Below are 12,630 nucleotides of genomic sequence, written 5' to 3'. Positions count from 1 at the left end.
CCGCCCCACGGCAGGGACAATCCACATCAAGATCCGGCAGAGCGGAAAAGTGGCCGCGCCGCTTTGCGGAGGTGCCAGCGGACACGCGGTCAGGGGCGTGGCGCGACAGCGCTCGGCCAGTAGTCTGCCACGAGGGGCAGTGCTGACGACGCCGCCGCACCGCAAAGCGTTCCAGGGGAGGACCACATCCATGGCCATGACCGGCGTGGTGAAGGACGAGTTGAGCCGGCTGACCGTTCTCAAGCCATGTTGCCGGAAAGCCGAGGTCTCCACGATCCTGCGGTTCACCGGAGGGCTGCACCTGGTCAGCGGCCGGATCGTGATCGAGGCGGAACTCGACACCGGGGCCGCGGCGCGCCGGCTGCGCAAGGACATCTCCGAGGTGTTCGGCCACGAATCCGAGGTCGTGGTCCTCGCCCCCAGCGGGTTGCGCAAGGGCAACCGCTACGTCGTCCGGGTGATCAAGGACGGCGAGAGCCTGGCCCGCCAGACCGGCCTCATCGACAACAACGGCCGTCCCGTCCGCGGCCTGCCCCGGCACGTGGTCGCCGGCGGCTCGTGCGACTCGGAGTCGGCCTGGCGCGGCGCCTTCATCGCGCACGGTTCGCTCACCGAGCCCGGCCGTTCGATGTCCCTGGAGGTGACCTGCCCCGGGCCCGAGGCGGCGCTGGCGCTGGTGGGCGCGGCGCGCCGCCTCAAGGTGCACGCGAAGGCGCGGGAGGTGCGCGGGGTGGACCGGGTGGTGGTCCGCGACGGCGACTCCATCGGTGCGCTGCTCACCCTGCTCGGCGCGCACCAGAGCGTGCTCGCCTGGGAGGAGCGCCGGATGCGCCGCGAGGTGCGGGCCACCGCGAACCGGCTGGCCAACTTCGACGACGCCAACCTGCGGCGCAGCGCACGTGCGGCCGTGGCGGCGGGAGCGCGGGTGGAGCGCGCCCTGGAGATCCTGGGCGAGGACGCGCCGGACCACCTCGTGGCGGCCGGCCGGCTGCGGCTGCTGCACAAGCAGGCGTCGCTGGAGGAGCTCGGGCAACTGTCCGACCCGCCGCTGACGAAGGACGCCATCGCCGGGCGGATCCGCCGGCTGCTGGCCATGGCGGACAAGCGGGCGGCCGACCTGGGCATCCCGGGCACCGAGGCCAACCTGACCGCGGACATGCTCGTGCCGTGACCACGGCGGTGCGGGAGCCGCGCGGTGACGGTAACCCGGCGTAAATATCGCCGTAAAAACCGTTTGGCGCCAAAAATCGGACCTAATGGTCTAGACCTCTGGTCGCGTTGCTGCCAGGATGGTCCCGGCGTTGCGGGGTTGTGCGCCCACGGGCGCACCGCGGATCCACCTCGGCCCATCTCGGCGGGTGGCGATAGGCTCGGTAACAACCCCGATACAACGCGGCCCAACTCAAAGAGCAGCTCTGTCGGGGCTCGGCGCGGGCACGCGCCGGACCGCTCGCAGCGACACATCGAAACACGTGAGGAGACTGGTCCCGTGACCATCCGTGTAGGCGTGAACGGCTTCGGTCGGATCGGCCGTAACTTCTGGCGTGCGGTGCAGGCCGCCGGGGGCAACGACGTCGAGATCGTCGCGGTCAACGACCTCACCGACAACGCCACGCTCGCGCACCTGCTGAAGTACGACACCGTTCTCGGCACCCTCCAGGGTGAGGTCGAGGTCGGCGAGGACACCATCAGCGTCGGGGGCCGCAGCATTCGGGCGCTGGAGGAGCGCGACCCGGCGGCGCTGCCGTGGGGCGACCTCGGCGTCGACGTGGTCATCGAGTCCACCGGCCGGTTCACCAAGGCCGAGGACGCCAGGAAGCACCTCGACGCCGGCGCCAAGAAGGTCATCATCTCGGCCCCGGCCAAGGGCGAGGACCTTACCGTCGTCATGGGCGTCAACGACGACAAGTACGACCCCGCCCAGCACCACATCCTGTCGAACGCGTCCTGCACCACCAACTGCGTGGCGCCCATGGCCAAGACGCTGCTGGACAACTTCGGCATCGTCAAGGGCCTGATGACCACGGTGCACGCCTACACCAACGACCAGGTCATCCTCGACTTCCCGCACAAGGACCTGCGCCGGGCCCGCGCCGCCGCGCAGAACATCATCCCCACCACCACCGGTGCGGCCAAGGCCACCGCCCTCGTGCTGCCCGAGCTGCAGGGCAAGCTCGACGGCATGGCCATGCGGGTGCCGGTGCCCGACGGCTCGGTCACCGACCTCGTCGTCGAGGTCGAGCGGGAGGTCACCAAGGACGAGGTCAACGCCGCCTTCAAGGCCGCCGCCGAGGGCCCGCTCAAGGGCTACCTGCACTACACGGAGGACCAGATCGTCTCCTCCGACATCGTCGGCACCTCGCCCTCCTGCACCTTCGACGCCAGCCTGACCATGACCTTCGGCTCGCAGGTCAAGGTCATCGGCTGGTACGACAACGAGTGGGGCTACTCCAACCGGCTGGTCGACCTCGCCAAGCTGGTCGGCTCGCGCCTGTAACAGCGGTCTCCGGCCCGCCGCGGCCCGCCGGTGGCGCTCCTCCCCGCGCGGGAGAGCGCCACCCGGTGTCCGCCGGCGGGCAGCGCCGTGCCGGCACCCGGCCGAACCGGCCGCCCGTCCCGGCGGCCGCACATCGCCGCCTCCGTGGACTCTTCGGACTTTTCGCCCAACTCTCCCTGAAGGGGAAACCCACATGCGGACGATCGAGGACCTCGACGTCGCGGGCAACCGCGTGTTCGTCCGGGCCGATCTGAACGTGCCGCTCGACGGTGACCGCATCACCGACGACGGCCGCATCCGGGCCAGCCTGCCCACCATCGAGAAGCTGCGGTCCCGTGGCGCCCGCGTCATCGTCGGCGCGCACCTGGGCCGGCCCAAGGGCGAGGTGCGCCCGGAGTTCTCGCTGCGCCCGGTGGCCGCCCGGCTCGGCGAACTGCTCGGCACCGACGTGCACTTCGCCGCCGACACCGCGGGCGAGTCGGCGCGAGAGGTGAGCGCGGCCCTGCGCGACGGCGAGGTGGCCCTGGTCGAGAACCTGCGCTTCGAGCCGGGCGAGACCAGCAAGGACGAGGCCGAGCGCGGCGCGTTCGCCGACCGGCTGGCCCGGCTCGCCGACCTCTACGTCGGCGACGGCTTCGGCGCCGTGCACCGCAGGCACGCGAGCGTCTTCGACCTGCCCCGGCGGCTGCCGCACGCCGCCGGCGGACTGGTCTTCACCGAGGTCGGTGTGCTGCGCCGGCTCACCGAGTCGCCGGAGCGGCCCTATGCCGTGGTCCTCGGCGGTTCCAAGGTGTCCGACAAGCTCGGCGTGATCGACAACCTGCTCGGCACCGCCGACCGCATCCTGGTCGGCGGCGGCATGGTGTTCACCTTCCTGGCCGCCCAGGGGCACGAGGTGGGCGCCAGCCTGCTGGAGCGCGACCAGATCCCCACCGTGCAGGAGTACCTGCGCCGTGCCGCGGAGCGCGGAGTGGAGTTCGTCCTGCCGGTGGACATCGTGGCCGCCGACCGGTTCGCCGCCGACGCCGGGCACGACGTCGTCGCGGCCGACGCGATCCCCGCCGGCCGGATGGGGCTGGACATCGGGCCGCGCTCGGCCGAACTGTTCGCGCACAAGCTGGCCGACGCCAAGACGATCTTCTGGAACGGCCCCATGGGCGTGTTCGAGATGGCGCCGTTCGCCGGCGGCACCCGAGCGGTCGCCCAGGGCCTCATCGACTCCGGCGCGTTCACCGTGGTCGGCGGCGGCGACTCCGCCGCGGCGGTGCGCGCGCTCGGCTTCGAGGAATCCGCGTTCGGTCACATCTCCACCGGTGGCGGCGCGAGCCTGGAGTACCTCGAAGGCAAGAACCTGCCCGGTATCGCCGCACTGGAAGAGTAGGAAAGACCTCCCCTATGGGAAACCCCGCAAGCACCGCGAAGTCCGTGCGCAAGCCGCTGATCGCGGGCAACTGGAAGCTGCACAACAACCACTTCGAGGCCATCGCCCTGGTCCAGAAGCTGGCGTTCGCGCTGAACGACGCCGACTTCGACGCAGCCGAGGTCGTCGTGCTGCCGCCGTTCACGAGCCTGCGCAGCGTGCAGACCCTGGTCGATGGCGACAAGCTGAAGATCGGCTACGGCGCGCAGGACGTCTCCCAGCACGAGAAGGGGGCCTACACCGGTGAGATCTCCGGTGCGATGCTCGCCAAGCTCGGCTGCTCCTACGTGCTGGCCGGCCACTCCGAGCGGCGCCAGTACCACAACGAGGACGACGCGATCGTCAACGCCAAGGTCCGCGTGGCCTTCGCCCACGACATCACCCCCATCCTGTGCCTGGGGGAGGGCCTTGACGTGCGTAAGGCCGGCGACCAGGTCGCGTACTCGCTGGCGCAGCTCGACGGCGCGCTGAAGGGCGTGACCGAGGAGCAGGCGCGCCGGCTGGTGGTCGCTTATGAGCCGGTGTGGGCCATCGGCACCGGCGAGGTCGCCACGCCCGAGGACGCCCAGGAGGTCTGCGCGGCGCTGCGCGCCCGGATCGGCGAGCTGTACACGCCCGAGACGGCCGGGGAGACGCGCATCCTGTACGGCGGCTCGGTGAAGAGCGGCAACATCGCCGGCATCATGGCGCAGACCGACGTGGACGGCGCGCTCGTCGGTGGCGCGAGCCTTCAGGCGGAGGAGTTCGTCAAGCTCGTGCGCTTCCGCGAGCAGTCCTAGCCCGGGATCTCCGGCCGCCGCGGAGTGCGGATCCTTCGCGGCGGCACCCGGAGATGGGTCGCGTAACCTCGCAGAACGCCGACTCCATGCCGCCGCGCTGTGCAACCGGATCCGTCACGCCGCGGCAGAAGGTAACATCGGAATCTGTTCCGGTCCCGGAAACGGGATCGCGCCGGCGGATCCTTCCAGCGGCGCGATCGCGGCTCCGGGGCCCAGGTCGTCAATTCCCCCTCGCAGGGGTCGAGTTACGGGTGAGCACGTGGTCCTCGGTCTATCCATCGTCCTGATGATCTGCAGCGTGCTGCTGGTCCTGCTGGTCCTGCTCCACAAGGGCAAGGGCGGCGGCCTCTCCGACCTGTTCGGCGGTGGTGTCACGTCGTCCCTGGGCGGTTCCTCCGTCGTGGAGCGCAACCTCGACCGGCTGACGATCATCACCGGCCTGATCTGGGTCGTGTCCGCGGTCGTCCTGGGGCTGCTCATCAACCGGGGAGCGTAGGTCCCTCCAGTCTCCCGTGCCCGCGCGGTCCGGGCACCCGCGCCCGGCACCCTGCCGCCGTGCCGCCGACTGGCGCATCATCCGTCCCCTCAGCGGGGTATGTCGCCGAAGGAGTTCTTTCGTGGGTAGTGGCAGTGCCATCCGGGGTAGCCGTGTCGGTGCCGGCCCTATGGGTGAGGCCGAGCGCGGTGAGTCCGCGCCCCGGATCCGTGTCCCGTTCTACTGCGCCAACAAGCATGAGGTCGTGCCGAGCTTCTCGCACGAGGCCCAGGTCCCCGAGGAGTGGGACTGCCCGCGCTGCGGTTTCCCCGCGGGCAAGGACCCGAACAACCCGCCGGCGCCGCCGCGCACCGAGCCGTACAAAACGCACCTGGCCTACGTGAAGGAGCGGCGCAGCGACGCCGACGGCCAGGCGATCCTGGAGGAGGCGCTCGCCAAGCTCCGCGCCGACCGTGCGGCGGTCGCCGCGGCCATGCGCGGCTGACGCGCCCCAGCGGCTTCCAGCGCCCACCGGCCCGGCCGGTGGGCGCTGTGCTGTGCCGGAGGGCGCGCCGGGGTCGCTCCGGCGATTCGGTCGTCACGGGGAGCGGCCGCCGAGCCGGCGGGTGAGCTCGGCGGCGGCGTCGCGCGCCCGCGCGGCCAGGGCGGGCAGTGTGACCGGTCGGGCGCGCGGCACGGTCAGGCTGATGGCGGCGACCGGCGTGGCGTTGTGGTCGAACGCGGCTGCGGCGACCGAGATGAAGTTCTCCGCCACCTGCTCCTCTTCGCTGGACCATCCCTGGCGGCGCTCGATGTCGAGCACCTCGCGCAGCTCCCGGGGGCCGGCCGGCCCCCGGCCGGTCCGCGTCACGAAGCTGCCGGGCCCTGGGTAGAGGGCGCGCACCTGGGTCCGGGGCAGCCGGGCCAGCATCGCGCGGCCGGACGCGGTCAGGTGCGCCGGCAGCCGGACGCCCACGGCGGTGATGAGCGTCGGCGCCTCGGCGGGCTGCTCCTTGAGCAGGTAGAGGGTGTCCGAGCCGTGCAGCACCCCCAGATGGGCGGTGGCGCCGGTCTGCTCGGCCAGACGGACGAGCAGCGGCCGGGCGAGCCGTTCCAGCGGGCCGTGCCGCAGGTAGGCGGAGCCGATCTCGAAGGCGGCCACCCCGAGCCCCCAGCGCGCCTCCTCGGGGAAGTGCGTCACGAACCCCTCCTGGGCCATGGCCTCCAGCAGCTGGTAGACGCTCGACCTCGGCATGTCCAGGCCGCGGGCCAGCGTCGTGGCCGACACCGGCCCCGGCTGGGCGGCGAGGAAGCGCAGCAGCCGCAGGGCGCGGGTCGCGGCGGGCACGTGACTCATGGGGAGATTGTGCCCGTTTGTTCGCCGGGCACCTGCTTCCGTCGCGGCCGGGGACGCCGCAAGGGCGGGGAGCCGCACGGCGGTCCGCCGCGATCCACTCCGCCGGGACGTGGCCGAGAACCGGGGCGGCGCCAACGGCGTCTTCCGCCACGGCAAGGCGGGCGTGTTCACCGGGCGGCGACCGCGAGCACGCCGGGGCCACCACGCTCGCCCTGCACCTGCTCCGGTCCTCTCCGGCCACGTCGACGCGCCGCTGGTGCGGCACGTCCGGAGCGATTTCGCCTGGGGCGACCGGCGCACCGCGGAGGACCGGCGCACTCACTGTTCTGGACCCGCGGCAGCTCCCGTTGGGGGTTCGAGCCGGACGTGGACGAGCGCGCTGACCTGGCCCCGTGCACCCGCCCGCTGCGCCGATGGGCCGACCGGCCTCGGCCGGTGACGCCACCCCTGACACCGCCTGCCGGGCGCCCGTTGTGCCGCGTACGATCATGGTCCGGCTGCCGATGCGACAGCCACGACCCGAGTTAAGGAGATCGCCGTGCTCCCCGCTCTTCCTCCCCTGCTCCACGTCGGCATCGTCGTGGCGGACCTCGACCGTGCCGCGGCGGACTACGAGCGACGGTGGGCCGTCAAGACCGAGCGGATCATGGATCTGCGCTTCCCCGACGCCCGGTTCCACGGGCAGGAGGTCGCCTGTTCGGCCCGCTACGGCTTCATCAGTACCGGAGCCTCGGAGATCCAACTGATCCAGCCGCTCACCGGCCGCTCGCCGTACACGGAGTTCCTGGAGACCAACGGCGAGGGCGTCCACCATCTCGCCTACGTCGTCGAGAGCATCGACCGCCATCTCGCGGCGCTGCGCGAGGCGGGCGAGGACCCGAGCGTCGTCTTCGACGGAGCCATCGGGGACCGGGTCCGCTTCGTGTACCTGGACGGCCTGGCGCACGGGCCGGTCGTCGAGCTGATCGAGAGGGCCGGCCAGGGCGGCTGACCGCCCGGGAACCGCACCCGTCCCCCCGTGGCCGCGGGCCGGGGACGGCCTGAGACGCAGCGGCGGCGCACGGCCCGCGCCGCCTCGGCGCCCAGTGCCACGGGTTGGCCGGGGCGCCTCTTCCCGGTGGCGAGACGCGCGCCGTCCCGCCACCCCGCAGGCCCGCCGGCCGTCGCACGAGCTGGTGGACGCACTCGGCCGCCCGGCTGCGATCCGGTTTAGTTTAAAGTTCAACCTTCGGGTAGGTTGGGCATGTCACCCCACCGGTGAGAAGGGATGAACCCATGAGCGCCCGACCCGCGGGGATCCATCACGTGACGGCGATCGCCAGCGACCCGCAGGCCAACGCCGACTTCTACCTCGCCGCCCTCGGCATGCGGCTGGTGAAGCAGACCGTCAACTTCGACGCTCCGGACACCCACCACCTGTACTACGGGGACCGGGCCGGAAACCCCGGCACGATCATGACCTTCTTCCCGTGGCCGGGCGCGCGGCGCGGTCGGCACGGCGCCGGGCAGGCGACCACCACGTCCTTCTCGGTGCCCGAGGGCTCCATCGGCTGGTGGCACGACCACCTCACGGCGCTCGGCGTGTCGGCCACCCGTCCGGCCGAGCGGGCCGAGGAGGACGTGCTCTCCCTGCGCGACCCCGACGGGCTGGCCATCGAGCTCGTCGCCAGCGCCGACGCCCACGACACCGATCCCTGGGACGGCGGAGCGGTGCCGGCCGAGCACGCGATCCGCGGCATCCGCTCGGTCACGCTCACCGAACGCGACCACGAGCGCACCGTCGCCATGCTCACCGACCAGCTCGGCTTCCGGCTCGCGGCCGAGGACGGCAACCGGCTGCGGTTCCGGACAGCGGGTGCCGGGGACGGAGTCGGGACCATCGTGGACGTCCTGGCCGAGCCGGGCGCACCGAGCGGGCACGTGGCGGCGGGGACGGTGCACCACGTCGCCTACCGGGCGCCGGACGCCGCGGCCCAGGTCGCCTGGCGGCAGGCCCTGCTCGACGAGGGCGTCGGGGTCACCGAGATCCGGGACCGTAACTACTTCACGTCGATCTACTTCCGTGAGCCCGGTGGCGTGCTGCTGGAGATCGCCACCGACGGGCCCGGTTTCGACTACGACGAGCCGCTGCTGGAACTGGGTCGCCGGCTCCGGCTGCCGCCGTGGCTGGAGCCGAACCGAGAGCAGATCGAGAAGGCGCTGCCGGCCGTCACCTTCCCGGCGGACGGCGGGACGGCATGACCGGAACGGCGTTCGCGCACGTCTACACCCCGCCGACCCGCCCGGGGGCGCCCACGCTGCTCCTGCTGCACGGCACCGGCGGCGACGAGCACGACCTGCTCGGGCTGGGCCGGCTGCTCGCGCCGGGCGCGGCCCTGCTCTCGCCGCGCGGCCGGGTGGACGAGAACGGCGCCAACCGCTGGTTCCGGCGACTGCGCGAAGGCGTCTTCGACGTCGCCGACGTCCGGCGCCGCGCGCACGAGCTCGCGGATTTCGTGGAGTCCGCCGCGGCCGGGCGCGGGTTCGATCCGGAGCGGGTCGTGGCGGTCGGCTTCTCCAACGGGGCGAACATCGCCGCGGCCCTGCTCCTGCTCCGCCCGGGGCTGCTGCGTGCGGCCGCGCTGTTCGCCGCCGCCGCGCCGCTGCAGGACGAAACCCCGGAACCGGTGGACCTCACCGGCACGGACGTCTTCATCGGCGCCGGAATCCGCGACCTGATCACGCCACTGGACCAGGCGGAACTGCTGGCGCGCCAGCTCGCCGACCGCGGCGCGCACGTGCAGATGCAAACGCACCCCGGTGGTCACGGTCTCCCGCCGGAGGTGTTGAATAGCGCACAGGAGTGGCTGCGGTCGGCCATGGCGGGGCCGCCAGAGAGCCTTTCTGAATAGGCGCGTGTCCGTCCCACGCGCCAGAGGGGGCGCCCCGCCCGTTGGGGGAGGTGGGGCGCCCCCTCGCGTGTTCCGTCGCACCGTGCTCGCCGCGGGCGGCACCTCCCGCAACGGCTAGGACGACAGCGACCGCGAGACGATGTCGTCGGCGAGAGGGGCGACCAGCGCGATGATCTCGCCCACCGTCTCCTCCGGGACGCCGGCCGCCGCCAGCGCCGCGGACAGATGCCCGGCCACCAGGTCGAAGTGCCGTTGCTCGATCCCGCGCCCGGCGTGCACCTCCTTCATGGTCCCGCCGCTGTAGGTGACCGGACCGCCGAGCGCGGCGGAGAAGAATTCGGCCTGCCGGCCCTTCAGCTTCGCCATGTTCGTCCCACTGAAGAATCCGGCCAGCTCCGGATCGGCGAGCACCCGGACGTAGAAATCGTCCACGACGGTGGAAATGGCTTCGTAGCCACCGACGCGGTCGTAGATCGTGGTCGCGGTCTCGGTCATGTGACACCTCGCGCGGAAAGGCCTGTCGTTCGGTCATCACCCAGAGTGACGGATGCGTCGTTGCCGAACCGTCAACACCTGGTAACGCGCGCGGAAACCTCGCCGCACGGACCCGGCCGGTGCGTTGTGAGACCGGTTCCGGCGCGGTCGGCGGTGCGCGGTGTCCGGGCGGGCGCCTAAAATCACTGTCCATGTGGACAGTAAATAATCCAATTGGACAGTCGGCTGGCTCGGGCGGCGACGCGGGCGCGCCGCCGCCCGATGCGCGAGCCTCCCGCCCCGAACCGTCCGGCACCGGCCGCCTGTACCACCTCGACAACCTCCGGCTGCTGCTGATCGTCCTGGTGGTGGTGCACCACGCGAGCCAGCCGTACGGTCCCGCGGACTGGTGGTACGTCGAGGGAGGCGACCGGTCCGCCTTCCTTTCGGTCTTCGCCACGGTCAGCGGTGCGTTCCGGATGAGCCTGTTCTTCCTGGTATCGGCCTTCCTGCTCCCGCCCGCCTACGACCGCAAGGGCGGCGCGCGGTTCCTCGGGGAGCGGTTCCGCCGGTTCGTCCCGCCCATCCTCATCGGCTTCTTCGTGCTCACCCCGGTGCTGATGTACGCCTACTACCTGAACTTCCGGGACTACGGAGCGATCGGCTTCGGCGCGTACTACACCGACGTGTATCTCGGGATGGGCGACGAACCGGCGGGCTGGTCCGGCCCCATCTGGCCGGACCGGCAGTTCGCCCACCTGTGGTTCCTGCAGCACCTGCTCGGCTACGCGCTGCTGTACGCGGCCTGGCGGTGGCTCACCGCCCGGCGCGGTAGGCCGTCCGCCCCCGGGCACCGGCTCCGGCCCGCCCCCGGGACGCTTGCGATCGTGCTGTTCGTCCTCGCCGTGTCCGCCGCGACGTTCCTGCTGCGGGTGGCCTACCCCGTGGACCAGTGGGTGCCGATGCTGGAGTTCATCCAGACCGAACCCGCCGACCTCGCGCAGTACGCGGCGTTCTTCGTCGTGGGTCTGGCCGCCTATCGGCGCGGCTGGCTGAGCACGTTCTCCGCCCGGGCCGGCTACGCCTGGCTCGCGGCCGGGGTCGTCCTGGCGGGGGTGCACTTCCTCGGCGGCGGCTGGTTCGATGACGTCTACGCCATGGGCGGCTGGGACCCGCGCTCACTGCTGTGGTCCACCGTCGAGACGGCGATCTGCACCGCGCTGTCCATCGGGCTGCTGGTCGCCTTTCGCGAGTGGGCCGACCGGCCCAGCCGCCTGGTCCGCGCCTTGGCTCCGGCCACCTTCACGGTCTACGTGCTGCACGTGCCCGTGGTGGTGGCCCTGCAGTACGCGATGGCGGGGGCGGCCGCCGGGCCGCTGGTGAAGTTCGGCGTCGTCGCCACGGCCGGTGTGCTGCTGAGCTTCGCGCTGGCCTGGGGTGTGCGCCGTACGCCCGTGCTGCGCGGGCTGCTGTGACCCGCCGGTGCGGAGCGCGGCCTGGCCGGTCCTGACGTACGAGCCGCAGTGAGGGGGGTAGGTTGGCGGCCATGACCGAGACGACCTCGCCGGACCTCACCGCGCGAGCCCGCCTGCGGATGGCGGCCCTGCACCTCTTCGCCGAGCGCGGGTTCGAGGCGACGTCGACCCGCGCGATCGCGGCGGAGGCGGGCGTCTCCCACGCTCTGCTCCGCCACCACTTCGGGTCCAAGGACGGACTCCGCCGGGCCGTGGACGAGGAGGTCCTGGACACCTTCGACCGGATCCTCGCCGACCTGGACGCCCCGGCCGGCGGGGAAAGCCTGATGGCGACGTTCGGCACGGTGACCGCGCGGCTGTTCGGGGCAGATGAAGTGCGCCGCAGCTACCTGCGCCGCGCCCTGCTGGAAGGGAGCGCGGCCAGCGGCGACCTCTTCACCCGCCTGCTCGACGGCGCACGGGCCCGCCTGGACCAACTCGGCGTCGACGGCGGCCCGGAGTCCGAACCCGAACGGGAGTCGGACCGGCTCTGGGCGCCCTACCAGGTGCTGTTCCTGATCCTGGGCCCGATGCTGCTGGAACCGGTCATGCGGCACACCCTCGACGACCCGGTGTTCGCGCCGGATGTACTGCGCGACCGCAGCGCCGCCAACCAGCGGCTGCTGGCGCGGGGATTGATCGGCGCTCGCAGCGGACGAGATCGCTGAGTTCCTGTTCCGGAGGGTGCGCCGGCGCCAGAATGCTGCCATGACTGCGATTCAGGTGAAGAACGTTCCGGATGAAGTGCGAGACGAACTGGCGGCTGCGGCCAAGCGGGCGGGACAGTCACTTCAGGCTTATGTGCTCGGCATCCTTGAGCGTGAGGCGCGCTTCGCGCGCAACGTCAAAAAAGTTGCGCAATGCCCGATTCCGGGTGCTGATGTAAGCACGGAGGACATCGTCGCGGCCGTGCGGGAGGCGCGATGTGTCCAGCCACCAGCCTCGTGCTCCAGTGCGGACGGTACTGCGTGATCACCGGCGGCACACCTGTCTTCATCACCTGCTATCCGGGGCTGGTGGAACCGCACGGAGCGCGCGCCGCGTACTCGGCGGGGACTCTCGGCGGTACGCGCCCGTGCATTGCCGCGTCGATCTCCGTCACGCGTTGCGTGGAGTCATGGTGAGCCGGAAGGTCTGCATCGACAAGGCCGACATGGCAGGCGAGCTTTACTTCCAGCGAAGTCGTCGCCGGGATCGCGATCGATGAGGCACGGACCGATCGG

At 71.8% G+C, this 12,630-nt stretch carries 14 protein-coding genes; 12 read left to right on the top strand and 2 right to left on the bottom strand.

Annotation, left to right across the window (positions count from 1 at the left end; genetic code table 11):
- Window positions 1-190 precede the first annotated feature (190 nt).
- From whiA to ACFQRF_RS22715, 6 genes are all read left to right on the top strand, one after another.
- The gene (whiA, locus tag ACFQRF_RS22740) at window positions 191-1,171 is read left to right on the top strand and encodes a DNA-binding protein WhiA (RefSeq protein ID WP_379873190.1); all 981 of its coding nucleotides are present in this window, start codon (window positions 191-193) and stop codon (window positions 1,169-1,171) included.
- A gap of 318 nt (window positions 1,172-1,489) precedes the next feature.
- The gene (gap, locus tag ACFQRF_RS22735) at window positions 1,490-2,497 is read left to right on the top strand and encodes a type I glyceraldehyde-3-phosphate dehydrogenase (protein WP_379873189.1); all 1,008 of its coding nucleotides are present in this window, start codon (window positions 1,490-1,492) and stop codon (window positions 2,495-2,497) included.
- Between the two features lie 193 nt (window positions 2,498-2,690).
- Window positions 2,691-3,878 carry a phosphoglycerate kinase gene (locus ACFQRF_RS22730; protein WP_379873188.1) on the top strand — a complete coding sequence of 396 codons (1,188 nt, stop codon included), beginning with the start codon at window positions 2,691-2,693 and terminating at the stop codon, window positions 3,876-3,878.
- Window positions 3,879-3,892: 14 nt separating this feature from the next.
- Window positions 3,893-4,696 carry a triose-phosphate isomerase gene (gene tpiA / locus ACFQRF_RS22725; RefSeq protein WP_379873187.1) on the top strand — a complete coding sequence of 268 codons (804 nt, stop codon included), beginning with the start codon at window positions 3,893-3,895 and terminating at the stop codon, window positions 4,694-4,696.
- Between the two features lie 259 nt (window positions 4,697-4,955).
- On the top strand, window positions 4,956-5,192 hold the full coding sequence (secG, locus tag ACFQRF_RS22720; protein WP_379873186.1) for a preprotein translocase subunit SecG: 237 nt from the start codon (window positions 4,956-4,958) through the stop codon (window positions 5,190-5,192).
- A 121-nt stretch (window positions 5,193-5,313) separates the two neighbouring features.
- Window positions 5,314-5,676, top strand: a complete 363-nt coding sequence (locus tag ACFQRF_RS22715) for an RNA polymerase-binding protein RbpA (RefSeq protein ID WP_379873185.1) — start codon at window positions 5,314-5,316, stop codon at window positions 5,674-5,676.
- 93 nt (window positions 5,677-5,769) lie between these two features.
- Here ACFQRF_RS22715 and ACFQRF_RS22710 read toward each other — a convergent pair whose 3' ends face one another.
- On the bottom strand, window positions 5,770-6,528 hold the full coding sequence (locus ACFQRF_RS22710; protein ID WP_379873184.1) for an IclR family transcriptional regulator: 759 nt from the start codon (window positions 6,526-6,528) through the stop codon (window positions 5,770-5,772).
- A gap of 538 nt (window positions 6,529-7,066) precedes the next feature.
- Between ACFQRF_RS22710 and ACFQRF_RS22705 the strand changes: the two genes are divergently transcribed.
- The 3 genes from ACFQRF_RS22705 (at window position 7,067) to ACFQRF_RS22695 (ending at window position 9,419) form a co-directional block, all read left to right on the top strand.
- Window positions 7,067-7,519 carry a VOC family protein gene (locus ACFQRF_RS22705; RefSeq protein WP_379873183.1) on the top strand — a complete coding sequence of 151 codons (453 nt, stop codon included), beginning with the start codon at window positions 7,067-7,069 and terminating at the stop codon, window positions 7,517-7,519.
- Window positions 7,520-7,803: 284 nt separating this feature from the next.
- On the top strand, window positions 7,804-8,769 hold the full coding sequence (locus tag ACFQRF_RS22700) for a ring-cleaving dioxygenase (RefSeq protein ID WP_379873182.1): 966 nt from the start codon (window positions 7,804-7,806) through the stop codon (window positions 8,767-8,769).
- Window positions 8,766-9,419 carry an alpha/beta hydrolase gene (locus tag ACFQRF_RS22695; protein ID WP_379873181.1) on the top strand — a complete coding sequence of 218 codons (654 nt, stop codon included), beginning with the start codon at window positions 8,766-8,768 and terminating at the stop codon, window positions 9,417-9,419. Before ACFQRF_RS22700 ends, ACFQRF_RS22695 begins: the two co-directional genes overlap by 4 nt.
- 114 nt (window positions 9,420-9,533) lie before the next feature.
- Here the strand turns inward: ACFQRF_RS22695 and ACFQRF_RS22690 are convergent, their stop codons facing one another.
- On the bottom strand, window positions 9,534-9,914 hold the full coding sequence (locus ACFQRF_RS22690; RefSeq protein ID WP_379873180.1) for a group I truncated hemoglobin: 381 nt from the start codon (window positions 9,912-9,914) through the stop codon (window positions 9,534-9,536).
- A 191-nt stretch (window positions 9,915-10,105) separates the two neighbouring features.
- On the opposite strand from ACFQRF_RS22690, the gene ACFQRF_RS22685 reads away from it, so the two are divergent.
- The 3 genes from ACFQRF_RS22685 to ACFQRF_RS22675 all read left to right on the top strand — a co-directional run bounded on the left by ACFQRF_RS22685 (window position 10,106) and on the right by ACFQRF_RS22675 (window position 12,379).
- Window positions 10,106-11,368 (top strand): acyltransferase family protein, encoded by a 1,263-nt coding sequence (locus tag ACFQRF_RS22685; protein ID WP_379873179.1) that lies wholly within the window; start codon window positions 10,106-10,108, stop codon window positions 11,366-11,368.
- Between the two features lie 71 nt (window positions 11,369-11,439).
- Window positions 11,440-12,075, top strand: a complete 636-nt coding sequence (locus tag ACFQRF_RS22680) for a TetR/AcrR family transcriptional regulator (protein WP_379873178.1) — start codon at window positions 11,440-11,442, stop codon at window positions 12,073-12,075.
- A gap of 40 nt (window positions 12,076-12,115) precedes the next feature.
- Window positions 12,116-12,379, top strand: a complete 264-nt coding sequence (locus ACFQRF_RS22675; RefSeq protein WP_379873177.1) for a FitA-like ribbon-helix-helix domain-containing protein — start codon at window positions 12,116-12,118, stop codon at window positions 12,377-12,379.
- The last annotated feature ends 251 nt before the right edge of the window (window positions 12,380-12,630 follow it).

This window comes from Marinactinospora rubrisoli (assembly GCF_042664915.1).
GTDB classification, from domain to species: Bacteria; Actinomycetota; Actinomycetes; order Streptosporangiales; family Streptosporangiaceae; genus Marinitenerispora; species Marinitenerispora rubrisoli.
This window is presented reverse-complemented; position numbering and strand designations above follow the sequence as displayed.

Bases quoted from the DNA above. Each gene is read 5' to 3' on its own strand.
- ACFQRF_RS22685 (WP_379873179.1), top strand. From the start codon at position 10,106: ATGTGGACAGTAAATAATCCAATTGGACAGTCGGCTGGCTCGGGCGGC.
- ACFQRF_RS22675 (WP_379873177.1), top strand. From the start codon at position 12,116: ATGACTGCGATTCAGGTGAAGAACGTTCCGGATGAAGTGCGAGACGAA.
- ACFQRF_RS22700 (WP_379873182.1), top strand. From the start codon at position 7,804: ATGAGCGCCCGACCCGCGGGGATCCATCACGTGACGGCGATCGCCAGC.
- ACFQRF_RS22690 (WP_379873180.1), bottom strand. From the start codon at position 9,914: ATGACCGAGACCGCGACCACGATCTACGACCGCGTCGGTGGCTACGAA.
- tpiA (WP_379873187.1), top strand. From the start codon at position 3,893: ATGGGAAACCCCGCAAGCACCGCGAAGTCCGTGCGCAAGCCGCTGATC.
- ACFQRF_RS22710 (WP_379873184.1), bottom strand. From the start codon at position 6,528: ATGAGTCACGTGCCCGCCGCGACCCGCGCCCTGCGGCTGCTGCGCTTC.
- ACFQRF_RS22680 (WP_379873178.1), top strand. From the start codon at position 11,440: ATGACCGAGACGACCTCGCCGGACCTCACCGCGCGAGCCCGCCTGCGG.
- ACFQRF_RS22730 (WP_379873188.1), top strand. From the start codon at position 2,691: ATGCGGACGATCGAGGACCTCGACGTCGCGGGCAACCGCGTGTTCGTC.
- ACFQRF_RS22695 (WP_379873181.1), top strand. From the start codon at position 8,766: ATGACCGGAACGGCGTTCGCGCACGTCTACACCCCGCCGACCCGCCCG.
- whiA (WP_379873190.1), top strand. From the start codon at position 191: ATGGCCATGACCGGCGTGGTGAAGGACGAGTTGAGCCGGCTGACCGTT.